The sequence below is a fragment of the Delftia acidovorans SPH-1 genome (genome assembly GCF_000018665.1).
GTDB classification, from domain to species: Bacteria; Pseudomonadota; Gammaproteobacteria; order Burkholderiales; family Burkholderiaceae_C; genus Comamonas; species Comamonas acidovorans.
In genome coordinates this window covers 5,436,793-5,459,820 of record NC_010002.1, presented here as the reverse complement: position 1 = coordinate 5,459,820, position 23,028 = coordinate 5,436,793, and the positions used below count along the sequence as shown (strand labels likewise).

Annotated in this window: 19 protein-coding genes; 15 read left to right on the top strand and 4 right to left on the bottom strand. The window is 64.8% G+C overall.

Annotated elements, in window-relative coordinates; translation table 11 throughout:
• The first annotated feature begins 9 nt into the window (after positions 1–9).
• The 10 genes from lpxD (at position 10) to DACI_RS24900 (ending at position 10,802) form a co-directional block, all read left to right on the top strand.
• On the top strand, positions 10–1,017 hold the full coding sequence (gene lpxD, locus DACI_RS24945; RefSeq protein WP_012206737.1) for a UDP-3-O-(3-hydroxymyristoyl)glucosamine N-acyltransferase: 1,008 nt from the start codon (positions 10–12) through the stop codon (positions 1,015–1,017).
• Positions 1,014–1,454 carry a 3-hydroxyacyl-ACP dehydratase FabZ gene (fabZ, locus tag DACI_RS24940; protein ID WP_012206736.1) on the top strand — a complete coding sequence of 147 codons (441 nt, stop codon included), beginning with the start codon at positions 1,014–1,016 and terminating at the stop codon, positions 1,452–1,454. Before lpxD ends, fabZ begins: the two co-directional genes overlap by 4 nt.
• 7 nt (positions 1,455–1,461) lie before the next feature.
• Positions 1,462–2,259 carry an acyl-ACP--UDP-N-acetylglucosamine O-acyltransferase gene (gene lpxA / locus DACI_RS24935; protein WP_012206735.1) on the top strand — a complete coding sequence of 266 codons (798 nt, stop codon included), beginning with the start codon at positions 1,462–1,464 and terminating at the stop codon, positions 2,257–2,259.
• Between the two features lie 21 nt (positions 2,260–2,280).
• Positions 2,281–3,471 (top strand): lipid-A-disaccharide synthase, encoded by a 1,191-nt coding sequence (lpxB, locus tag DACI_RS24930; protein WP_012206734.1) that lies wholly within the window; start codon positions 2,281–2,283, stop codon positions 3,469–3,471.
• On the top strand, positions 3,434–4,141 hold the full coding sequence (gene rnhB, locus DACI_RS24925; protein WP_012206733.1) for a ribonuclease HII: 708 nt from the start codon (positions 3,434–3,436) through the stop codon (positions 4,139–4,141). Before lpxB ends, rnhB begins: the two co-directional genes overlap by 38 nt.
• A 62-nt stretch (positions 4,142–4,203) precedes the next feature.
• Positions 4,204–4,995, top strand: coding sequence for a TrmH family RNA methyltransferase (locus DACI_RS24920; protein ID WP_012206732.1), 792 nt, complete (start codon positions 4,204–4,206; stop codon positions 4,993–4,995).
• A gap of 174 nt (positions 4,996–5,169) precedes the next feature.
• Positions 5,170–6,342: a glutamine-hydrolyzing carbamoyl-phosphate synthase small subunit gene (carA, locus tag DACI_RS24915; RefSeq protein ID WP_016447475.1), complete on the top strand. Its 1,173-nt coding sequence runs from the start codon at positions 5,170–5,172 to the stop codon at positions 6,340–6,342.
• The gene (gene carB, locus DACI_RS24910) at positions 6,335–9,583 is read left to right on the top strand and encodes a carbamoyl-phosphate synthase large subunit (protein WP_013801459.1); all 3,249 of its coding nucleotides are present in this window, start codon (positions 6,335–6,337) and stop codon (positions 9,581–9,583) included. Before carA ends, carB begins: the two co-directional genes overlap by 8 nt.
• Positions 9,584–9,837: 254 nt before the next feature.
• Positions 9,838–10,314, top strand: a complete 477-nt coding sequence (gene greA, locus DACI_RS24905; protein ID WP_012206729.1) for a transcription elongation factor GreA — start codon at positions 9,838–9,840, stop codon at positions 10,312–10,314.
• Positions 10,315–10,358: 44 nt separating this feature from the next.
• Positions 10,359–10,802, top strand: a complete 444-nt coding sequence (locus DACI_RS24900) for a DUF4149 domain-containing protein (RefSeq protein ID WP_012206728.1) — start codon at positions 10,359–10,361, stop codon at positions 10,800–10,802.
• A gap of 77 nt (positions 10,803–10,879) precedes the next feature.
• Here the strand turns inward: DACI_RS24900 and DACI_RS24895 are convergent, their stop codons facing one another.
• Positions 10,880–11,674: a hypothetical protein gene (locus tag DACI_RS24895; protein ID WP_012206727.1), complete on the bottom strand. Its 795-nt coding sequence runs from the start codon at positions 11,672–11,674 to the stop codon at positions 10,880–10,882.
• Between the two features lie 13 nt (positions 11,675–11,687).
• A complete protein-coding gene (locus DACI_RS24890) occupies positions 11,688–12,161 on the bottom strand; it encodes a YhbY family RNA-binding protein (protein WP_012206726.1) in 474 nt (157 codons plus the stop codon).
• A 31-nt stretch (positions 12,162–12,192) separates the two neighbouring features.
• Here DACI_RS24890 and DACI_RS24885 point away from each other — a divergent pair, with 31 nt between their 5' ends.
• The 4 genes from DACI_RS24885 to glmM all read left to right on the top strand — a co-directional run bounded on the left by DACI_RS24885 (position 12,193) and on the right by glmM (position 17,278).
• A complete protein-coding gene (locus tag DACI_RS24885; protein ID WP_012206725.1) occupies positions 12,193–12,846 on the top strand; it encodes an RlmE family RNA methyltransferase in 654 nt (217 codons plus the stop codon).
• Between the two features lie 170 nt (positions 12,847–13,016).
• Positions 13,017–14,939: an ATP-dependent zinc metalloprotease FtsH gene (ftsH, locus tag DACI_RS24880; protein WP_012206724.1), complete on the top strand. Its 1,923-nt coding sequence runs from the start codon at positions 13,017–13,019 to the stop codon at positions 14,937–14,939.
• Between the two features lie 142 nt (positions 14,940–15,081).
• Positions 15,082–15,918 (top strand): dihydropteroate synthase, encoded by an 837-nt coding sequence (gene folP, locus DACI_RS24875; RefSeq protein WP_012206723.1) that lies wholly within the window; start codon positions 15,082–15,084, stop codon positions 15,916–15,918.
• A gap of 16 nt (positions 15,919–15,934) precedes the next feature.
• Entirely contained in the window at positions 15,935–17,278 is a 1,344-nt protein-coding gene (gene glmM, locus DACI_RS24870) for a phosphoglucosamine mutase (protein ID WP_012206722.1), read from the top strand.
• 108 nt (positions 17,279–17,386) lie between these two features.
• Here the strand turns inward: glmM and DACI_RS24865 are convergent, their stop codons facing one another.
• Both DACI_RS24865 and DACI_RS24860 read right to left on the bottom strand, forming a co-directional pair.
• Positions 17,387–19,240 carry an EAL domain-containing protein gene (locus DACI_RS24865; RefSeq protein WP_012206721.1) on the bottom strand — a complete coding sequence of 618 codons (1,854 nt, stop codon included), beginning with the start codon at positions 19,238–19,240 and terminating at the stop codon, positions 17,387–17,389.
• 119 nt (positions 19,241–19,359) lie between these two features.
• Positions 19,360–20,340 (bottom strand): Ppx/GppA family phosphatase, encoded by a 981-nt coding sequence (locus DACI_RS24860; protein WP_012206720.1) that lies wholly within the window; start codon positions 20,338–20,340, stop codon positions 19,360–19,362.
• Positions 20,341–20,552: 212 nt separating this feature from the next.
• Here DACI_RS24860 and ppk1 point away from each other — a divergent pair, with 212 nt between their 5' ends.
• The gene (ppk1, locus tag DACI_RS24855; protein WP_012206719.1) at positions 20,553–23,003 is read left to right on the top strand and encodes a polyphosphate kinase 1; all 2,451 of its coding nucleotides are present in this window, start codon (positions 20,553–20,555) and stop codon (positions 23,001–23,003) included.
• The last annotated feature ends 25 nt before the right edge of the window (positions 23,004–23,028 follow it).

Genomic DNA, 23,028 nt, shown 5'->3' with positions numbered 1-23,028 from the left:
CTGCATGCCGTGAGCGTATTGTTGGGTCAGATCCTCGATGCACTCGGTGGCGAACTGGTCGGTGGCGACAGGGAGATGCCCATCTCCCGCATCGCGCCGCTGGATTCCGCCGGGGCCGGGGATCTCAGTTTTCTGAGCAACCCCCGCTACCGCCAGCAACTGGCCGCCTCCGAGGCGGCCTGCGTTATTGTGGCGCCCGCCATGCGTGAGCTGGCGCAGCAGCGGGGTGCCTGCATCGTGGTCCCTGACCCGTATGCCTACTTCGCCAGGGCCACGCAGTGGTGGAAGCGGAACTGCAGGTCTGTGGCGCCGGCCGGTATTCATCCAAGCGCGGTGGTGCATGAGAGTGCCATCGTTGATGCCTCTGCCACGATCGGCCCGCTCTGCGTGGTTGAAGAGGGTGCCACCATCGGTGCCCACACCGTGCTGAAGTCGCGCGTCACTATTGGCGAGAACTGCCATGTGGGGGCGCGCTGTCTGCTGCATTCCGGCGTGGTGCTGGGAGCGGACGGCTTCGGGTTTGCTCCCGAGAACGGAGCATGGGTGAAGATCGAGCAGCTCGGTGGCGTGCGGATCGGCGACGATGTGGAAATCGGCGCCAATACCTGCATAGACCGCGGAGCGCTGGACGACACGGTGATCGAGGACGGGGTCAAGCTCGACAACCTGATCCAGATCGGTCACAACGTGCACGTCGGCAAGCATACGGCCATGGCCGGTTGCGTGGGGGTGGCCGGCAGCGCGCGCATTGGCGCGCATTGCACCGTGGGAGGCGGCGCCATCGTGCTGGGCCATCTGCAGCTGGCCGACAGGGTGCATATTTCGGCAGCGACGGTAGTGACCCGTTCGCTGACACAATCAGGTGTTTACACGGGCATGTTTCCCGTGGATGAAAACGCCAAATGGGAAAAAAATGCTGCGACGCTGAAGCAGCTGCACTCCATGCGCGATCGCATCAAGGCCCTGGAGCGGCAACTGCAGCAATCGGCGGATCAAGGCCATAACGGAACGCAATGATGGATATTCACGCAATTCTCAAGCAACTGCCCCACCGCTACCCCTTCCTGCTGGTGGACAAGGTCACGGAGCTTGAGCGCAATACACGCATCAAGGCGATCAAGAACGTCACGTTCAACGAGCCCTATTTCATGGGCCATTTCCCAGGCCGTCCGGTCATGCCGGGCGTGCTCATCCTGGAGGCGCTGGCGCAGGCTGCCGGCCTGCTGGCCTTCGATGCCATGGGCCAGGTTCCCGACGAAAACAACATCTACTACTTCGTGGGCATCGACGGTGCGCGCTTCAAGCGCCCCGTGGAGCCGGGCGACCAGCTGGTGCTGGAGATCACCATCGACCGCGTTCGCGGCGGCATCTGGAAGTTCAAGGGCGTGGCCCGCGTCGAGGACGAAGTGGCCTGCGAAGCCGAGCTGATGTGCACCATGCGCAACGTGGGCTGACGGGCGCATGGCTGGCATTGAACGCATCCATCCCACGGCACTGATAGATTCCGCTGCACAGCTGGATTCATCGGTGTCGGTCGGCCCCTATGCCGTCATCGGGCCGCATGTGGAAATCGGCGCCGGCACCACGATTGGCGCGCATTGCGTTGTCGAAGGCCATACCCGCATTGGTTGCGACAACCGGATTTTCCAGTTCGCGTCCCTGGGCGCGCAGCCCCAGGACAAGAAGTACGCAGGCGAGCCCACGCGGCTTGTCATCGGTGACCGCAACACGGTGCGCGAGTTCTGCACCTTCAATGCGGGCACCGTGCAGGACCAGGGTGTCACGGTCATCGGCCATGACAACTGGATCATGGCCTATGTGCATGTGGCCCACGACTGCGTCGTGGGCAGCCACACCATCCTGGCCAACAACGCCACCCTGGCCGGCCACGTGCATGTGGGCGACCATGTGATCCTGGGCGGCCTGACGGGCGTGCACCAGTTCACCAAGGTGGGCGCCCATGCCATGGCGGGCTTTGCCAGCCATATCTCGCAGGATGTGCCGCCCTTCATGATGGTGGATGGCAATCCCCTGTCCGTGCGTGGCTTCAATATCGAAGGCCTGCGCCGGCGCGGATTCGGGCCGCAGCGTATCCAGGCCATCAAGCAGATGCACCGTCTGCTGTATCGCCAGGGGCTGACCCTGGAGGCCGCGCGCGACGCCATTGGAGCGCTGGCTGGCGAGCAGCCCGAGGCCGCTGCCGATGTATCGCTGATGCTGGATTTTCTGGGCGCTTCGACCCGGGGCATTGCGCGCTGATCCGGCGCGCGAAAGGACGGCATGACAGAGAACGCGGCGCCATTGGCGCGCCTGAGTCCATCGATTGCCATGGTCGCCGGGGAAACCTCAGGCGACCTGCTGGCGTCCTTGCTCCTGGATGGGCTGCAGGCCCGCTGGCCCGAGGCTTCGGCCTTTGGCATCGGCGGGCCCCAAATGCAGCAGCGCGGTTTTGAGGCATGGTGGTCCTGCGAGCGGCTGGCCGTGCATGGCTACAGCTGGGAAGTGTTTCGCCGGTTGGCCGAGATTCTGAACATCCGCCGGCAGTTGCGCCAGCGCCTGCTCAAGCAGCCGCCAGCCGTTTTTGTCGGCATCGATGCGCCCGACTTCAACCTGGGCCTGGAAGCCGACCTGCGGGCTGCGGGCATCAAGACCGTGCATTTCGTCTGCCCTTCGATCTGGGCCTGGCGTGCCGATCGCGTCGAGAAAATCCGGCGTGCGGCCGACCATGTGCTGTGCATCTTTCCCTTCGAGCCCGAGTTGCTGGCCCGTCACGGCATAGATGCCACCTACGTGGGCCATCCCCTGGCCAGCGTGATTCCGCTGCAGCCCGACCGTGCCGCCGCGCGCCGTCGGCTGGGTCTGCCGGAAGATGGTCTGGTGCTGGCCGTGCTGCCCGGCAGCCGACGCTCCGAAATCCGCTATCTTGCAGCCCGTTTCTTTCAGGCTGCAGCTTTGGTCCGGAAGGCGCTGCCAGCTATTAAAATAGTAGTGCCTGCCGTGCCTTTGCAACTGGACGAGTTGCGGCGCATTGCCCAGGAGTCCGGCATGGCCTCGTCGCTGCACATCGTGCGCGGCCAGTCCCATGATGCATTGGCAGCCTGCGACGTGACGTTGATCGCCAGCGGCACAGCCACGCTGGAAGCCGCGTTGTACAAGCGTCCCATGGTGATCGGCTACAACATGCACCCCTGGAGCTGGCGCCTGATGCGTGGCAAGCAGTTGCAGCCCTGGGTGGGCCTGCCCAACATCCTGTGCGGCGATTTCGTCGTGCCCGAGCTGATCCAGGATGCGGCAACGCCCCAGGCGCTGAGCGCGGCTGTGCTGCAATGGCTGCAGGCGTGCGAACATTCCCCTTCAACCGTCGAGGCGCTGGTACAGCGCTTCACAGCGCTGCACCATGAATTGCGGCGCGATACTGCCGAACTGGCCGCCCATGCGATCGAGAAAATCATTGCCCCCACTGCCGCCTGAACAGGCGTGCCTGCCCTGGCATCCGCCGGGGTTGGTTGCGGGCGTGGACGAAGCGGGCCGCGGCCCGTTGGCCGGCCCTGTCGTGGCCGCTGCTGTCATTCTTGACGATCTCAATCCCATCGAGGGCCTGAACGATTCCAAGAAGCTCACGGCTGCGCGCCGCGAGGCACTCTATGACGAGATCCGTGCCAAGGCGCTGTGCTGCAGCATTGCCGAGGCCTCGGTCGAGGAGATTGATCGCCTGAACATCCTGCAGGCCACGCTGCTGGCCATGCGTCGCGCGGTGCTGGGCCTGCGCCTGAAGCCGGTGCTCGTGCTGGTGGATGGCAACCAGCTGCCGGTGCTGGATGTGCAGGCCGAGGCCATCGTCAAGGGGGACTCCCTGGTGCAGGCCATCTCGGCCGCCTCCATTCTGGCCAAGGTCACGCGCGACCGCTGGTGCGAACGGCTGCATGAACAATATCCGGAATACGGTTTCGACGGCCACAAGGGCTACGGCACGGCGGCCCACCTTGCGGCGCTGCGCCTGCACGGTGCCTGCGAGGAGCACCGGCGAACCTTCGCGCCGGTGGCCCATGTCGTGAGCATTGCCCGCATGGCCGAGCCTCTGGCCGCTGCCCGCGTGGCAGCTGCGGCGCAGGGCGCGCAAGCCTTGCTGCTGTCGGCCTGAGCGCCTTTGCCGTTTCTTTCTGCGCCCGTGGCGCGCTGTTCCCTTTGCCCGAAAGCCCCACCATGAGCCGACAACCCGCCGCCACATTGATCCAGTCCCGTGACAACGTCCTGGTCAAGGATTTGCGCAGGCTTGTCCAGGATAGTGGGGCCTACCGCAAGCAAGGGCGCGTCTGGCTGGAGGGGGACCATCTGTGCCGTGCCGCGCTGGCGCGTGGCATGCAGCCCTCCGTGGCCGTGGTGGCCGAATCCTTCTGGCCGCTGGTGCCGCTGGAATGGGTGCAGGGCGCAGGCAAGTGCGTGGTGCTGGCAGATGCCCTGTTTGCCGAAGTCAGCGGCCTGGAGTCCCCGGCGCGCATCGGTTTTCTGATGGACTGGCAGGCATCGGCGGTCATTCGTGCCGGCGTGGCCACGGTGGTGTTGGACCGCGTGCAGGACGCAGGCAACGTGGGCTCCATCCTGCGCAGTGCCGCTGCCTTCGGTTTCAGCCAGGTCGTGGCCCTGAAGGGCACGGCTGCGCTGTGGAGCCAGAAGGTGCTGCGCGCCGGCATGGGGGCGCATTTCGGTCTGCAACTGGTCGAGTCGGCCTCGTCCGAAGACCTGGATGCGCTTGGCTTGCCCCTGATCGTGACCAGTTCCCACCAGGGCGAACTGATCCACAATGCCGCGCTGCCCTGGCCTTGTGCCTGGGCCATGGGCCATGAAGGGCAGGGCGTTGGAGAGGCGCTGATGCAGCGGGCAGCGCAGCATGTGCGCATCGGCCAGCCGGGCGGTGAGGAGTCGCTGAACGTGGCTGCTGCAGCGGCGATATGCCTGCACGCAAGCAGCGTGAGTGCCGGCTCACGTCAAGGGTAATCCCGCCTCCTGTCAGGAGGCTGAAGCACGACCAGCCTATAATGGGCGGCTTTCAAGCATTCCACACTACGCCTAGCGACGCTTCCTCGCCACCCCCTGCAGACAAGCTATAACCCGCCCGGATCCGTCCGTGCGGCACGCTGGGCGTAACCGTAATTAGAACCGGAGAACCCAGTGCTTTTGTCTCTCAAGGGAGCATTCCCATCCGCCATCCTGGCGCTCGCAGACGGCACGGTCTTTGTTGGCAACTCGATCGGTGCGCAAGGCACCACGGTTGGTGAAGTCGTTTTCAACACGGCAATCACCGGCTACCAGGAAATCCTCACCGACCCCAGCTACTGCCAGCAGATCGTGACGCTCACGTATCCGCACATCGGCAACTACGGCGTCAACGCAGAGGATGTCGAGGCTGGCAAGGTCCATGCGGCGGGCCTGATCATCAAGAACCTTCCGCTGCTGGCCAGCAACTTCCGCAAGTCCGAGACCCTGCCCGACTACCTCACGCGCAGCGGCACGGTGGCGATTGCCAACATCGACACGCGTAAGCTCACACGGCTGCTGCGCGACAAGGGCGCACAAAACGGCGCCATCGTCGGTTTGGCCGCTGGCGAAGAAGTGACCCAGGCGCGCATCGACGAGGCACTGGCTGCGGCCAAGGCGGCCCCCAGCATGAAGGGCCTGGATCTGGCCCAGGTGGTGAGCGCCGCCCAGCAGTACGAATGGACGGAAACCGAGTGGAAGCTGGGCGAAGGCTACGGCCAGCAGCAGGCCCCGCGTTTCCATGTGGTGGCCTATGACTTCGGCGTGAAGTTCAACATCCTGCGCATGCTGGCCGAGCGCGGCTGCAAGCTGACCGTGGTGCCGGCCAAGACGCCCGCCAAGGATGTGCTGGCACTCAACCCCGACGGCGTTTTCCTGTCCAACGGCCCTGGCGACCCGGAGCCCTGCGACTACGCCATTGCCGCCACCAAGGAACTGGTGGAGTCCGGCAAGCCCGTCTTCGGCATCTGCCTGGGTCACCAGATCATGGCCCTGGCCGCCGGTGCCAAGACCTTCAAGATGGCCAACAGCCACCACGGCGCCAACCACCCCGTCAAGGACCTGGACAACGGCCGGGTCAGCATCACCAGCCAGAACCACGGTTTTGCCGTGGAGATGGAGTCTCTGCCCGACACGCTGCGCGCCACGCACATCAGCCTGTTCGACGGCACGCTGCAAGGCCTTGAGCACAAGGACAAGCCTGCGTTCTGCTTCCAGGGCCACCCCGAGGCTTCGCCCGGCCCGCACGATATCGCCTACCTGTTTGACCGCTTCACGGCGCTGATGGAGAAACACAAAAATGCCTAAGCGCACCGACCTCAAAAGCATTCTGATCATTGGCGCCGGTCCCATCGTCATCGGCCAGGCCTGCGAGTTTGACTACTCCGGCGTGCAGGCCTGCAAGGCGTTGCGCGAAGAGGGCTACAAGGTCATCCTGATCAACAGCAACCCTGCCACGATCATGACCGACCCGGCCACGGCCGACGTCACCTACATCGAGCCCATCACCTGGCAGACGGTCGAGAAGATCATCGCCAAGGAGCGTCCCGACGCCATCCTGCCGACCATGGGCGGCCAGACCGCGCTGAACTGCGCGCTGGACCTGTGGCGCAACGGCGTGCTGCACAAGTACAAGGTCGAGCTGATCGGCGCAACTCCCGAGGCCATCGACAAGGCCGAGGACCGCCTCAAGTTCAAGGATGCGATGACGCGCATCGGCCTGGGTTCGGCACGCTCGGGCATCGCCCATTCGATGGACGAAGCCTGGGCCGTGCAAAAGGAAATGGGCTTTCCCACCGTCATCCGCCCCAGCTTCACGCTGGGCGGCACGGGCGGCGGCATTGCCTACAACCCCGAAGAGTTCGAGACCATCTGCAAGCGCGGCCTGGAAGCGTCCCCGACCAATGAGCTGCTGATCGAGGAATCGCTGCTCGGCTGGAAGGAGTACGAGATGGAAGTCGTCCGCGACAAGGCGGACAACTGCATCATCATCTGCTCCATCGAGAACCTGGACCCCATGGGCGTGCACACCGGCGACTCGATCACCGTGGCACCCGCGCAGACGCTGACCGACAAGGAATACCAGATCATGCGCAACGCCTCGCTGGCGGTGCTGCGCGAGATCGGTGTGGACACGGGCGGCTCCAACGTGCAGTTCTCGGTGAATCCGAAGGACGGCCGCATGATCGTCATCGAGATGAACCCGCGCGTGTCGCGTTCCTCGGCGCTGGCCTCCAAGGCCACGGGCTTCCCCATCGCCAAGGTCGCTGCCAAGCTGGCCGTGGGCTACACGCTGGACGAACTCAAGAACGACATCACGGGCGGCAAGACGCCCGCTTCGTTCGAACCCTCGATCGACTACGTGGTCACCAAGATCCCGCGTTTCGCGTTCGAGAAGTTCCCCGCTGCCGACAACCGCCTGACCACGCAGATGAAGTCCGTGGGCGAGGTCATGGCCATTGGCCGTACCTTCCAGGAGTCCTTCCAGAAGGCGCTGCGCGGCCTGGAAGTCGGCGTGGACGGCATGAACGAAAAGACCCAGGACCGCGAAATCCTCGAAAAGGAACTCGGCGAGCCAGGTCCGGACCGCATCTGGTATGTGGGCGATGCCTTCGCTGCCGGCTGGACGCTGGACGAGGTGCACAACATCACCAAGATCGACAAGTGGTTCCTCGTGCAGATCGAAGAGATCGTGAAGATCGAACTCGAACTGGACCAGGTCTACGAGGAAAAGGGTGATGCCGCGCTGGCCGCACTGGACGCCACCACGCTGCGCACGCTCAAGCAAAAGGGCTTCTCCGACCGTCGCCTGGCCAAGCTGCTGCACAGCAATGAAAAGGCCGTGCGCGAGGCACGCAAGGCACTGGGCGTGCGTCCCGTGTTCAAGCGTGTGGATACCTGCGCTGCCGAGTTCGCCACCGACACGGCCTACATGTACTCCACCTATGACGAGGAGTGCGAAGCCGAGCCGACGGACAAGAAAAAGATCATGGTGCTGGGCGGTGGCCCGAACCGCATCGGCCAGGGCATCGAGTTCGACTACTGCTGCGTGCATGCTGCGCTCGCCATGCGCGAGGACGGCTATGAAACCATCATGGTCAACTGCAACCCCGAGACCGTGTCCACCGACTACGACACGTCGGACCGCCTGTACTTCGAGCCGCTGACGCTGGAAGACGTGCTCGAAGTCGTGGCTGTCGAGAAGCCTGTTGGCGTCATCGTGCAGTACGGCGGCCAGACGCCCCTGAAGCTTGCGCTGGGTCTTGAAAAGGAAGGCGTGCCCATCATCGGCACCACGCCCGACATGATCGACGCGGCCGAAGACCGCGAGCGCTTCCAGAAGCTGCTGCATGAGCTGGGCCTGCGCCAGCCGCCTAATGCCACGGCCCGTACCGAGCCCGAAGCGCTGGAAAAGGCGGCCGGCCTGGGCTACCCCCTGGTCGTGCGTCCCAGCTATGTGCTGGGTGGCCGTGCCATGGAAATCGTGCACGAGCAGCGCGACCTGGAGCGCTACATGCGCGAAGCCGTCAAGGTCAGCAACGACTCGCCCGTGCTGCTGGACCACTTCCTGTCCAACGCCATCGAGTGCGATGTGGACTGCGTGCGCGACCGCGAAGGCGCCGTCTTCATCGGCGGCGTGATGGAGCACATCGAGCAGGCTGGCGTGCATTCGGGCGATTCCGCCTGCTCGCTGCCGCCTTACTACCTCAAGCCCGAGACCGTGGCCGAGATCAAGCGCCAGACTGCCGCCATGGCCAACGCGCTGAGCGTGGTCGGCCTGATGAACGTGCAGTTCGCCATCAAGGAAACGGCCGACGGCGACGTGATCTACGTGCTGGAAGTCAACCCGCGTGCCTCGCGCACCGTGCCCTTCGTCTCCAAGGCCACCGGCATCCAACTGGCCAAGGTGGCTGCGCGCTGCATGGCCGGCGACACGCTGGCCCAGCAGGGCATCACCAAGGAAGTCACGCCGCCGTACTTCAGCGTCAAGGAAGCCGTCTTCCCGTTCGTGAAGTTCCCTGGCGTGGACACCATCCTCGGCCCCGAGATGAAGTCCACCGGCGAAGTCATGGGCGTGGGCAAGACCTTTGGCGAAGCCTTCGTCAAGAGCCAACTGGGCGCCGGCGTCACGCTGCCGACCCAGGGCAAGGTCTTCCTGACCGTGAAGAACGCCGACAAGCCGCGTGCCGTGGCCGTGGCCAAGGAACTGGCTGCGATGGGCTTCGTGCTGTGCGCCACGCGCGGCACGGCAGCGGCCATCTCCGAGGCCGGCATCGAGGTGCAGCTCGTCAACAAGGTGACCGAAGGCCGCCCCCACATCGTGGACATGATCAAGAACGGCGAGATCGCCATGGTCATCAACACGGTGGAGGAGCGCCGCAATGCCATCGCCGACTCGCGTGCCATCCGTACCAGCGCCCTCCTGGCGCGTGTGACCACCTTCACGACCATCTTCGGTGCAGAAGCTGCCGTCGAGGGCATGAAGTCCATGGGCAACATGGACGTGCACTCGGTCCAGGAATTGCACGCCCAACTGCAGGCTGCCTGAGATCCTTCCATTGCCGCTGCGCCTGTTTTTTGATGGCGCGCAGCGAGCGGCACTGTCCGACAGTGCCGCCGGGTTATCCCACCATTTCGGGTGGGTAAACACGGCATAATGGAACGAATCATTCGATGAAACCGCCGCGCGGCAACGTGCGGCGGTTTGCTTTTGGGGTGCAGGTCCAGCCGCAAAGTCGCCGGCCCGCCTGTACCAAAGAAACCGCGCAGCGCGCGGCGTTCGCTGAACATGGAGACTTTTCAATGGCCACCATTCCCATCACCAAGCGCGGAGCCGAGAAGCTCAAGGACGAACTGCACCGCCTGAAAACCGTGGAGCGTCCCTCCATCATCCAGGCCATTGCCGAGGCACGTGCCCAGGGCGACCTGAGCGAAAACGCCGAATACGAGGCCGCCAAGGACCGCCAGGGCTTCATCGAAGGCCGCATTGCCGAGGTCGAGAGCAAGCTGTCGGCTGCCCAGATCATCGATCCCTCTTCCGTGGATGCCGGTGGCCGCGTGGTCTTCGGTGCAACGGTGGAGCTCGAGGATGAAGACAGCGGCGACACGGTCAAGTACCAGATCGTCGGCGAGGACGAGGCCGACCTCAAGCTGGGCCTGATCAACGTCTCCAGCCCCATCGCGCGCGCGCTGATCGGCAAGGAAGAGGGCGATACCGCCGTCGTGCAGGCACCGGGCGGCGAGCGCCGCTATGAAGTGGTGTCGGTGCGCTACCTCTGATGCGTCGGCGCCTGTGCCTCGATCATTGAGGAAGGCCTAAGCCCATGAGCAACCTGTACGAACGCGTTCCCCTGCTGGCTGCTGCCCTGTGGTGGGGCAGCCTGTCGGCCATCGGCTTCATGGCCGTGCCCATGCTGTTCGCCCAATTGCCCACGCCGGCTGTCGCGGGCTTTATGGCAGCCAAGCTGTTTGCCGCGCAGACCTGGGTGTCCATCGCCTGCGCGGCCGTGCTGCTGGTCCTGTCCCGGCGCAACAAGGAGCAGGTCCTGCAGCCCTGGGCCAAGGCCTGTCTGGGCTTTGTGATCGCAGGCATGCTGCTGGCATTTCTGGTCCAGTACGGCGTGTCGCCGCGCATCGTGGCACGCGACAACCTCAAGCTGTGGCACAGCGTGGGCACGGTGATGTATGCGCTGCAGTGGCTGTGTGCGCTCGTCGTGCTGTGGCGCATAGGCAGTCCGTCTCAAGCGAAAGCCGAGGCCACGGCCTGATCCCGGTCCTGCCGGTTCGGCACCATCCCAAACGAAAACGCCCGCAAGCGCGGGCGTTTTTTTGTGGGTCGAGCTGCTCACTCGTGCCAGTGCTCGGCCACCCAGGTGGCAGGCCGGATATAGCGAAAGCGCCGATTGCGCCGGCCGGCCAACGCGTCAGGCGGGTTGCATTCTCCGTGGAAGATCACCACGCGTGCACCCTCCGGCACGAAGGGCGGCTTCCAATAGTTCGTCGGCCATGCGGGAATGCAGTGGTACTTGAAGCTGGGGCACCAGGCCTGCGGCCAGTACTTGAGCTTGCCCTGCTTGTGCAGCATGTCGGACAGGTAGGCCTGTTCGTTGCGGAAGCTGCTGCGGATCTCTTCGAAATGCGTGCGGAAGTAGTCCAGTACCTCGGGGTGGGCACCCAGCTCGAAGCGGTACACCGAGGAATTGCCCGTGATGCGCCAGGGACGCTTGTAGTCGTGGATGATCAGGAATTCGCCGGGCTCGGTGAAAAAATCGTCCAGCGGCCCGGTGATGACCACGTCCACGTCAAGAAACAGCGCCGTGCCGTGCAGGCCATGCAGGTCGGCGCTGAAGGTGGCCAGCTTGTTCCAGCCACGCTCGGGAATGCCGGCGGGCAGGTTCAGCGGCGGAATGGGCAGGCATTCGACTTCGTCACGAATCCCCACGCCGTCATCGGTCAGGCAGACAAGGCGAAAATCGCCCTTCAGATGCCGACGCACCATGGCGTAGAGCCTGTTGACATACTCCGGACCGTACTTCTTGCCCCACTTCATGCAGATCACGAAGCGCTGCTGCGCAGAGGGGGAGGCGGAGGGCGGTTGCGCGGCCTGGGCCACGCTGGCGGCATGGGATGCTACGGTCATGGATGCGGCGGACTCAGTCTGCCTGGCGCTTCTTGACCGACTTTTGCTTGGGCTTGGCGCGCTTGACCTGGCCGCCTGCCGTCAGGCGCTGGTTGCCCAGCACGCGGATCTGCTTGACCTCGGGCTTCTGGCCGGAGCGCTTGCTGAACTTGAGCAGCTTGACATCGCGAGGACCGGGCATGCGGTTCTCGTCGATGGCTTTTTCCTTTTCTGGCATGGGGCGCCAGAGCACCAGCAGCTTGCCGATGTGTTGAATGGGTGCAGCGCCAAGTTCGTCGCACAGCTGCAGATACATCTGCTCGCGTGCGGCGCGGTCGTCGTTGAAGACACGGACCTTGATCAGGCCATGTGCGTTAAGGCCGGCGTTGACCTCCTTTTGCACGGCAGCCGTCAGGCCGTCACCTCCGATGAGGACCACGGGGTCCAGGTGGTGTGCGTTGGCGCGGTGTTCCCGGCGCTCGGCGGGAGTCAATTGAATTTGGGGCATGGCCGTATTATCGAGGCTGAAAGAATCCAGCATGAAAGTCAACACAAAAAGCAAGAAGGTCAACAAGGCTTGGCTCAACAGCCACGTCAACGATCCTTACGTCAAAGCCGCCCAGAAGGACGGCTACCGCGCTCGCGCGGCCTACAAACTCAAGGAGATAGACGAGCAACTCAAGCTCATCCGGCCGGGTGCCACGGTGGTGGACCTGGGCTCTACGCCCGGGGCGTGGAGCCAGTATGTGCGCCGCTGCCTGTCGCCAGAAGGTGCGGCGGTGGGAGCGCTCAATGGCCGGATCATCTCGCTGGATCTGCTGCCCATGGAGCCCATCGAGGGCGTGCAGTTCATTCTGGGCGATTTTCGCGAGGAGCCGGTGCTGGCGCAGCTTCAGGAGGCTCTGGGCGGAGGCAAGGCCGATGTGGTGGTCTCCGACATGGCTCCGAACCTGTCGGGCAACGGGACGACGGATGCAGCGCGCATTGCGCTGCTGGTGGAGCTGGCGGTTGATTTCTCCATCCACCATATGAAACCTGAAGGGGCCTTGGTCGTGAAGCTCTTCCACGGCGGGGCCTACGACGACCTGGTGGCGCTGTTCCGGCAGACCTTCAAGGTGGTCAAGCCGATCAAGCCCAAGTCCTCGCGCGACAAGTCTTCGGAGACGTTTCTGGTGGGCATGGGGCTCAAGTAGCCCTGCACAGCCGCCCGGCGCGGCCCTGACGCGGGTCAAGACCGCATTCAAGCTATGGCTGCTATAGAGGGATATAGGCGACCAGCCAGCTTGAAACACCTAAAATGAACCGCAAATACGCTTCGAGCACGCTGGAAGTCGTTTTATCTGTATCCCCATTGGAGCCCCGCTTGAACAATCAGTGGTTTTCAAAAATTGCCGTCTGGCTGGTCATCGCCATGGTGCTGTTTACGGTGTTCAAACAATTTGACACCCGCGGCGGCGCCGGCGCGTCCCATGTCGGTTACTCCGAGTTCCTGGAAGAGGTGCGAAGCAACCGCATCAAGAGCGCCACCATCCAGGAAAGCCCCGGCGGCACCGAGATCGTGGCCACGACCAACGATGACCGCAAGGTGCGCACCACGGCCACCTACCTGGATCGCGGGCTCGTGGGCGATCTGATCAACAACAACGTCAAGTTCGACGTCAAGCCCCGCGAAGAAGGCTCGGTCCTGATGACCCTGCTCGTCAGCTGGGGCCCCATGCTGCTGTTGATCGGCGTGTGGGTGTACTTCATGCGCCAGATGCAGGGCGGCGGCAAGGGCGGTGCTTTCAGCTTCGGCAAGAGCAAGGCGCGCATGCTGGACGAGAACAACAACACCGTGACCTTTGCCGACGTTGCAGGCTGCGACGAAGCCAAGGAAGAGGTCAAGGAAGTCGTGGACTTCCTAAAGGACCCCAACAAGTTCCAGAAGCTCGGCGGCCGCATTCCGCGTGGTCTGCTGCTGGTCGGGCCTCCGGGTACCGGCAAGACGCTGCTGGCCAAGTCCATTGCGGGCGAGGCCAAGGTCCCGTTCTTCAGCATCTCGGGTTCCGACTTCGTGGAAATGTTCGTGGGCGTGGGCGCTGCCCGTGTGCGCGACATGTTCGAGAACGCCAAGAAGAACGCACCCTGCATCATCTTCATCGATGAAATCGACGCCGTGGGCCGCCAGCGCGGCGCAGGCCTGGGCGGTGGCAACGATGAGCGTGAACAGACCCTGAACCAGATGCTGGTCGAGATGGACGGCTTCGAGACCAACCTCGGCGTTATCGTCGTGGCTGCAACCAACCGTCCCGACATCCTGGATGCGGCGCTGCTGCGCCCCGGCCGTTTCGACCGCCAGGTGTATGTGACGCTGCCCGACATCCGCGGCCGCGAGCAGATCCTCAATGTGCATATGCGCAAGATTCCTGTCGGCCAGGACGTGAATCCGGGCGTGATCGCCCGCGGCACGCCCGGCATGTCGGGCGCCGATCTGGCCAACCTTTGCAACGAAGCAGCCCTGATGGCCGCGCGCCGCAATGCGCGTACCGTGGAGATGCAGGATTTCGAGAAGGCCAAGGACAAGATCATCATGGGCCCCGAGCGCAAGAGCATGGTCATGCCCGAGGAAGAGCGCCGCAACACGGCCTACCACGAGGCGGGCCATGCGCTGATCGGCAAGCTCCTGCCCAAGTGCGATCCCGTGCACAAGGTCACCATCATCCCGCGCGGCCGTGCGCTGGGCGTGACCATGAGCCTGCCCGAAAAGGACCGCTACTCCTATGACAAGGAGTTCATGCTCAACCAGATCGCCATGCTGTTCGGTGGGCGCATTGCCGAAGAAGTGTTCATGAACCAGATGACCACGGGCGCGAGCAACGACTTCGAGCGGGCCACGCAGATCGCACGCGACATGGTCACGCGCTACGGCATGACCGACGCGCTGGGTCCCATGGTCTATGCGGAGCAGGAAGGCGAGCCTTTCCTGGGCCGCTCGATGAGCAAGACCAACAGCATGAGCGAGCAGACGATGCAGAAGGTGGACCAGGAGGTTCGCCGCATCATCGACGAGCAGTACGGACTGGCGCGCAAGCTGATCGAGGACAACTCCGACAAGATGCACGCCATGGCCAAGGCCATGCTCGACTGGGAAACCATCGACGCCGAGCAACTCGATGACATCATGGCCGGCCGCGAGCCGCGTCCTCCCAAGGACTGGGTGCCGCGCAACCCGCCGTCGTCCGGCGGTGGCAACTCGTCCGGCGGCACGCCGGCAGTGGATGCCGACCCTGCGCCCACCACGGCCTGATCTGCTTGCCGCAGAATCTGCCAATCCCATGCAAAGGGCCCCGAGGGGCCCTTTTGCTTTGCTTGCAGGATGTGCTCAATCGCCCGCAGCGGTGGCCGAGCGAGGGACCAGGTCCGGCAAGCGCCTACCTTCAGGAAATCCCATGCCGCATCAATGGCAGACTTCGCGCTTTGTTCTAGACCTTCAGCGTCCACTGGTCATGGGCATCGTCAATGTGACGCCCGACTCGTTTTCCGATGGCGGGCGGCACAACACGGTGGAGCAGGCCTTGCGGCATGCAGAGCAGCTGGTCGGTGAAGGCGCGCACATCCTCGACATCGGCGGCGAGTCCACCAGGCCCGGGTCGCCGGCCGTGCCGCTGGACGAGGAATTGCGGCGCGTGCTGCCCGTGGTGCAGGGCGCGGTGCAACTGGGCGTGCCTGTCTCCGTCGATACCTACAAGCCCGAGGTCATGCAGGCCGTGCTGGATCTGGGGGCCGACATCGTCAACGACATCTGGGCGCTGCGCCAGCCGGGCGCGCAGCAGGTGGTGGCCGCGCACCCGCGCTGCGGCATCTGTCTCATGCACATGCATGGCACGCCGCAGGACATGCAGACCACGCCCATGCAAGGCGATGCCGTGCCCGCCGTGCGCGATTTCCTGCAGTTGCACAGCGATGCCCTGCTGGCTCGGGGCGTGGCGCGCGAGCGCATTGTCTGGGACTACGGCATCGGCTTCGGCAAAAGCGTGGCGCAGAATTTTTCGCTGCTTGCGCGCCAGCAGGAATTGCTGGGCCTAGACTTCCCGCTGCTGGCGGGCTGGTCGCGCAAGGGCTCGCTTGGGCAGGTCAGTGGCCTTGCGCAGGGCCAGCGCATGGTGCCCAGTGTGGCGGCGGCGCTGCTGGCGGTGGAGCGGGGCGCGCGCGTGGTGCGCGTGCACGACGTGGCCGATACGGTGGCGGCATTGACGGTCTGGCAGACCATGCACGACAACAACTGAACAACAAAGGAGCACTATGGCACGCACATATTTTGGTACAGATGGAATTCGCGGCCTGGTGGGTCGCTCGCCCATCACCCCCGATTTCGCGCTGCGTCTGGCGCACGCCGTGGGCCGTGTGCTGCGGCGCAAGGAAGCCCGCCCGATGGTGCTGATCGGCAAGGACACCCGGATCTCGGGCTACATGCTGGAAAGTGCCCTGGAGTCCGGCTTCAACTCGGCCGGCGTGGACGTGATGCTGCTCGGTCCTCTGCCCACCCCGGGCGTGGCCTACCTGACGCGCGCCCAGCGAGCCAGTCTGGGCGTGGTCATCAGCGCCAGCCACAACCCTTACTACGACAACGGCATCAAGTTCTTCAGCGCCCAGGGCACCAAGTTGCCCGATGCCTGGGAGGAAGAGGTCGAGCAGGCCTTGACCGAAGATCCCGTGTGGGCCGACTCTGCCGCTCTGGGAAAGGCCCGGCGCCTTGAAGACGCGGCAGGGCGCTATATCGAGTTCTGCAAGAGCACCTTTGACCATGCACTCACGCTCAAGGGCGTGAAGATCGTTGTCGATGCGGCCCATGGCGCGGCCTATCAGATCGCACCCAAGGTCTTCCATGAACTGGGGGCCGATGTGGTGGCCATAGGCTGTGCGCCCGATGGACTGAACATCAACGAAGACGTGGGTGCCACGCACCCCGAGGCCCTGGTGCTGGCCGTGCGTGCCAACAAGGCCGATTTCGGCGTGGCGCTGGATGGCGATGCCGACCGGCTGCTGCTGGTCGATGCCGCAGGGCGGCTCTACAACGGCGACGAACTGCTGTATCTGCTGGCAGCCGACCGGCTGGCGCGCGGCGAGGCCGTTCCGGGCGCCGTGGGCACGCTGATGACCAATATGGCCGTGGAGGTGGCGCTGAAGTCCCAGGGCGTGGGCTTTGTGCGTGCCAAGGTGGGCGACCGCTATGTGCTGGAAGAGCTGCACCGCCAGGGCTGGACCCTGGGCGGTGAGGGCTCGGGCCATCTGCTGGCGCTGGACAAGCACACCACGGGCGACGGCCTGGTCAGCGCGCTGCAGGTGCTGCAGGCCTGCGTGCGCTCGGGCAAGAGCCTGTCGCAGTGGCTGTCGTCCGTGCAGCTGTTTCCCCAGGTGCTGCTCAACGTGCGGCTGCAGCCGGGCCAGGACTGGAAGCGCAACACCCAGTTGGAAGAGGCCACCGAGGCCGTCAAGGCCGAGCTGGGAGATACGGGGCGCGTGCTCATCCGCGCCAGCGGCACCGAGCCTTTGCTGCGCGTGATGGTGGAGGCGCGCGATGGCGATCAGGCCAGCCGCTGTGCCGAGCGTCTGGCCAGCGTGGCCAAGAATTCGCCGGCTGCCTGAGCGGTTGCGCGCTCCTGTGCATGGAAGGCCGAGGCTTCATGCCTCGGCTTTTTTTCGTCTGGATTCCGGTGCGCGAGGTGATGCGATGCGCGCGGTGATGCAGCCCGGTCAGCCCTGGCTGCGCAAGAAGGACTCCAACGCCTCTGGTGCCAGCGGGCGGCTGAAATGGTAGCCCTGGGCCTCATCGCAGCCTTGCTCGCGCAGGAACTCCAGCTGTGCCTCGGTCTCCACGCCCTCGGCCGTGGTCTGCATGCCCAGGGCCTGGGCCATGCGGATGATGGCGCTGACAATGGCGCGGTCGTTGCTGTCGTGGTCCAGGTCCTGGATGAAGGACTGGTCGATCTTGAGCTTGTAGATCTGAAAGCGCTTGAGCTGGCTCAGGGATGAATAGCCGGTGCCGAAGTCATCCATGGCCAGGCGCACGCCGTGCTCGCGCAACCGGTCCATGGTGGCTGTCGCCTGGCGCGGATCATGGATGGCCACGCCCTCGGTCAGCTCCAGCTCCAGAGAATCGGCCGGCAGGTCGCTGTCGAGCAGGATGCGGTTGATGATCTCGGGCAGTTGCTGCTGATGGAACTGGATGGCCGAAAGATTCACGGCCACCTTCAGGTCGCACAGGCCCGCATTGCGCCAGACCTGCAACTGCTGCATGGCGCTGCGCAGCACCCATTCGCCGATCTGCAGGATCTGGCCGCTGTCCTCGGCCACGGGAATGAACTCGGCCGGTGAGACCGAGCCCAGTTCCGGGTGCTCCCAGCGCAGCAGCGCCTCCACGCTGCGCACGCGGCCCGTGCTCAGCGTGATCTGCGGCTGATAGTGCAGATACAGCTGATTGCGCTCCAGCGCCCGGCGCAGCGCGTTCTCCAGCTGCAGGGCGCGCAGGGACTGGGCCTGCATCTGCGGCGTGAAGAAGCGGTAGGTGTTGCGGCCGGCCTGCTTGGCGTGGTACATGGCCGCGTCGGCGGCCTGGGTCAGCGAGTCGATGTCGTGGCCGTCGCGCGGGTACAGCGCAATGCCAATGGACGGCGCAATGGTCAGCTCATGGCGGTCGATCTGGTAGGCCTGGCGCGACGCCTCCTGCAGCTTGCCGGCCACGCGGGCCGCACCCTGGGCATTGGCACCGGGCAGCAGCAGCACGAATTCGTCGCCGCCGATGCGGGCCACCGTATCGCGGTCGCGCACGACGGCACGCAGGCGGCGGGCAATCTCCACCAGCAGGGCATCGCCCACGCGATGGCCCAGCGAATCATTGACATGCTTGAAGTGGTCCAGGTCCAGGAACATCACGGCCAGCGGCGTGTCGTTGGCCTTGGCCAGCTCGATGGCGCGGGCACTGCGCTCGGCCAGCAGCGTGCGGTTGGGCAGGCCGGTGAGCGCGTCGTAGTGCGCCATCCAGTAGATGCGTTCCTGGTCCAGCTTGCGGTCGGCAATCTCCCGGTGCAGGTTCTCCACCGTGGCGCTGAGTTCGCGTGTGCGGTCGCGCACCTGCTGCTCCAGCAGTTCGTGGGCCTGGCTCAGGGCCTGCTGGGCACGCAGGCGGTCGTCGATATCGCTCACGATCCAGATCGATCCCTCGCGCGCATCGCCCGGATTGATGAGCCGCCCCGTGAGTTCTCCCCAGAACAGGCTGCCGTCCTTGCGGCGCAGGCGGCGCTGCGTGCGAAAGGACAGGCCGGCGCTCAGCGTGCGGTAGGCCTCGCGTCCCAGGCTGCGCAGCTCATCGCGGCTGGGATGCAGATGTTCGCTGTTGATGCCCACCAGCGCATGCTCGCCCGCGTAGCCGAAGATGTCTGCGTAGCACTGGTTGCAGCGGACGATGACGCGTTGGCGAATGAAGACGATGCCGACGCCGGCATTGTCGAGCAGGGCCTGCTGCTCGCGCAGGCTGCGTTGCAGGGACGCCGCCATCATCGAAGACGGACGTTCGAGTACAGGGTCGTACGCAATCGTCGGCGCGGACATGGCGAAGCGGTGGGGCGGTTATAGAGGGAGGGTGGGAAGCTTACAAAGTGTAGCACTTGTGCGAAAAACACTCCATCGGCCTTCCCTGACGCAAGCAGGGCCTGCGCCGTCATGGGACGTCATGGGCCGGGTGCCACTTGCCTGCGCCTGTGTTTTCCGGAGGCTTCGGCATCCAGCCGTTCAGCCAGCTCATACAGCACGCCATGCCGCAGGGCGCCATGCGTCACGCGCATGCGCTCGATGCCCAGGCTGGAGAAGATCGCCCGCATCACGCTCATGCCGCCGCCGATCATGGGACGCAGTTCTTCCTTGAGCCCGTCCATGTTCACGCGGCTGACATGCCCTGCACGCAGCAACTGCGCCTGGAGCCAATCCAGTCCCTGCCGCGTGATCCAGCCGGCCGTGCCATTAGGTGCATGGGCCAGCACCTTGACGATGGCACCGGCCGTGCCCGAGGACCCATAGGCATGGCTCCACTGCCCGGCGGCAAACCGCGCGGCTTCGGGCGCAATGATGTCGGCCACCGCCGCTTCGGCCTGGGACAGTGCCTTGGCCGACAGCTCTCCATCGGGAAAGTGGCGCAATGCCCAGGTCACGCTGCCGAAGGCGAAGGAGCGTGCCTGCAGCACCTGCCGCTGCTGGCCAAGGCACAGCTCGGTCGATCGGCCACCGATGTCCACCACCAGCCGCCGCTGGGGACCGGGCGGTAGCAACTGGGCGACGCCGCGATAGATCAGGCGCGCTTCTTCCTCGCCGTCGATGACTTCGATGGAGCAGCCCAGGATGCGCTGGCCCTCGTCCAGGAAGACCTGGCGGTTCGATGCCTCTCTCAGCGTCTGCGTGGCCACGGCACGAACGCGGTGGCGGGGCAGGTCGCCCAGCACCTGCGCATAGCGCTCCAGGCAGGCCCAGCCACGCTGCATGGCCTCCAGGCTCAGGGCTCCCTGTGCGTCCAGGGCGCTGCCCAGGCGTATGGCTTCCTTGCGGTGGCTGAACAGCTGTACCTTTGCGCCGTCGCTGCGGGCCATGGCCAGCAGGCAGCTGTTGGAGCCAATGTCGATGGCGGCCAGGCGGCTTTCGGGGGGATTGGAAGAGGGCATGCGCGAAAGGCGGACGACGACACGGCTGCGGCAGGTTTGCAGCAGCCAACGCCATCCAGGGGGATGGCAGTGAGCTTAGCACCCTGGCGATACAGCGTGGCCCTCGTGGCTGCGTGACCTCGTCATGACCTTTGCATGACAGCGCCAGCGCAGCCCTTCATTGCCGGAAGTCGCTTGTATGACAGGTGTCATGCGTGGACGGGATTTATGTCATGAACATGTCACAAACACGGGGCAGACTGCCCGAATCCCCGGTCCACGGGGTGACTACCGGGTCCTGCACAGGCCGGGCCCCTGCATCCATGCCCCAGACATTCACGCCGATTCCCGCCAGCGCCTCTGCCGCGCCTGCCGAGCCAGAACATGAACAGGGGCTGCGCACCATGCCCGCAGGGCCGGCCTCGCTGGGCATGGCCCGCGAGACAGCGCCCATACCCGTCTCTGCACCCTTGAATGTCCCGATGATGCCCCTGGCCAAAAGCCTTTCCACCGCCCTGCTGGAATTGCAGGGCCAGGCGATGCCGGCGTCTGCCCCGGTCTCTGCTGCGGGGCTGGCCGCCGCGGCATACACTGGCCTGTACGCCACAGCCGAAAGCGGTGAAGTGCAACAGCAACAGCAGCAACAACAGTTTCTGGACCGCGACCATTGCATCCTGGCGTTCAACGAACGCGTGCTGGACTGGGCCGTGCGCGAGGATGTGCCGCTGCTGGAGCGGCTGCGCTACCTGTGCATCGTCTCTTCCAATCTCGACGAATGGTTCGAGGTGCGTTGCGCCCCCCATGTGACGGCGGCCAAGGCCGGCGACGCCAAGGGCCTGTATACGCTGCAGAGCTTTCGCTCGCTCATGGACAAGGCGCATGAGCTGGTATTGCGCCAGTACACGCTGTACAACCAATCGCTGATTCCTGCCTTTGCGGGGCAGGGCATACGCGTGGTCTCCCATGGCGAGCGCAGCAGCGCCCAGCGCAAATGGGTGCGCGAATACTTTCTGCGTGAAGTCCAGCCCCTGCTCATGCCGGTGGGCCTGGACCCATCCCATCCATTTCCCCAGGTGGCCAACAAGGCGCTGAACTTCATCGTGCGCCTCAAGGGTGTCGATGCCTTCGGCCGCGCCAACGAGGTGGCCATCGTCAAGGTCCCGCGCGCCTTGCCTCGCCTGGTGCGCCTGCCGGAGAAGATCGCGGGCAAGCAGCGCCTGTTCGTGAGCATCTCCAGCATCGTGCGCGCCCATCTGGTCGAGCTGTTCCCGGGGCGTGAGGTGGCGGAGTTCGCGCAATTTCGTGTCACCCGCCATTCGGACCTGGCGGTGGATGAGGACGATGTCAGCGACCTGCGCATGGCGCTGCGCCAGGGTCTGCACCACCGCCACTACGGTCAGGCCGTGCGGCTGGAGGTGTCCTTTGCCTGCTCGCCCATGTTGTCCGACCTGCTGCTGGGCCAGTTCGGCCTGCCGACCGAGGCATTGTTCCGCGTCAAGGGGCCCGTGAACCTGGTGCGCCAGTCGCAGCTGGTCGATCTGGTCGATGACCCCGCACTGCTGTTCCCGCCGTGGCGTCCGGCATGGCCGCGCCAGCTGCAGCCGGGCCGCTCGGTGATGGCCCAGATCCGCAAGCGTGATGTGCTGATCCACCAGCCTTTCGAGAGCTTCGACGGCGTGCTGGAGCTGCTGCGCGAGGCCGTCAACGACCCCGAGGTGCTGGCCATCAAGCAGACCATCTACCGAACCGGGTCCGACTCCGAAATCATGCAGCTGCTGGCCGAGGCCGTGCGCCGCGGCAAGGAGGTGCTGGCCGTGCTGGAGCTCAAGGCCCGCTTTGACGAAGAGGCCAACATTAACTCCGCCGAGAAGCTGGAGGCGCTGGGCGCCCAGGTGGTCTACGGCGTGCTGGGCCTGAAGACGCACGCCAAGATGCTGCTGATCACGCGCCGCGAAAAGCGCAGCGGGCAGCTCAAGCGCTATGGACACCTGTCCACCGGCAATTACAACGTGCGCACGGCGCGCCTGTACACGGACATCAGCCAGCTGACCTGCGATGCGCAGATCACGGCCGACATGGATGCCGTATTCAGCCACCTGTCCAGCCACAACCGCCTGCCCAAGCTGCACCAGCTGGTGATTGCGCCGTTCCAGCTGCACGACCGCATGCTGGCGCTGATCAACCAGGTGGGCGAGGCGGCGCAGCGCGGCGAAGAGGCGCGCATCGTGCTCAAGATGAATGCGCTGACCGACGAGCTGCTCATGCAGGCCCTGGTGCGTGCCGGCCAGCAGGGCGCGCGCATCGATCTCATCGTGCGCAGTGCCTGCATGCTGCCGCCGCAGCGCAAGGGCTGGACCGACAACATCCGCGTGCGCTCCATCATCGGCCGTTTCCTGGAGCACTCGCGCGTCTTCTACTTTGCCTGGGGTAAGCAGGAGGAACTGCTGCTGTCCAGCGCCGACTGGATGAACCGCAACATGATGCGCCGGGTGGAACTGGCCTGGCCCGTGCGCGACCCCGTGCTGCGCCAGCAGGTGATAGACGAATGCTTGGTCGCTGGCCTGTATGACAACCGCGATGCCTGGACCCTGGAGGCCAATGGTGCCTACCAGCGTGCACCCTATCCGACCACGGGCCTGGGTGCGCAGCGCGCCTTGATGGAGCGCTACGGCCCCCAGGTCTGAGCTGCGTCACGGCCGGCCGGCCGGC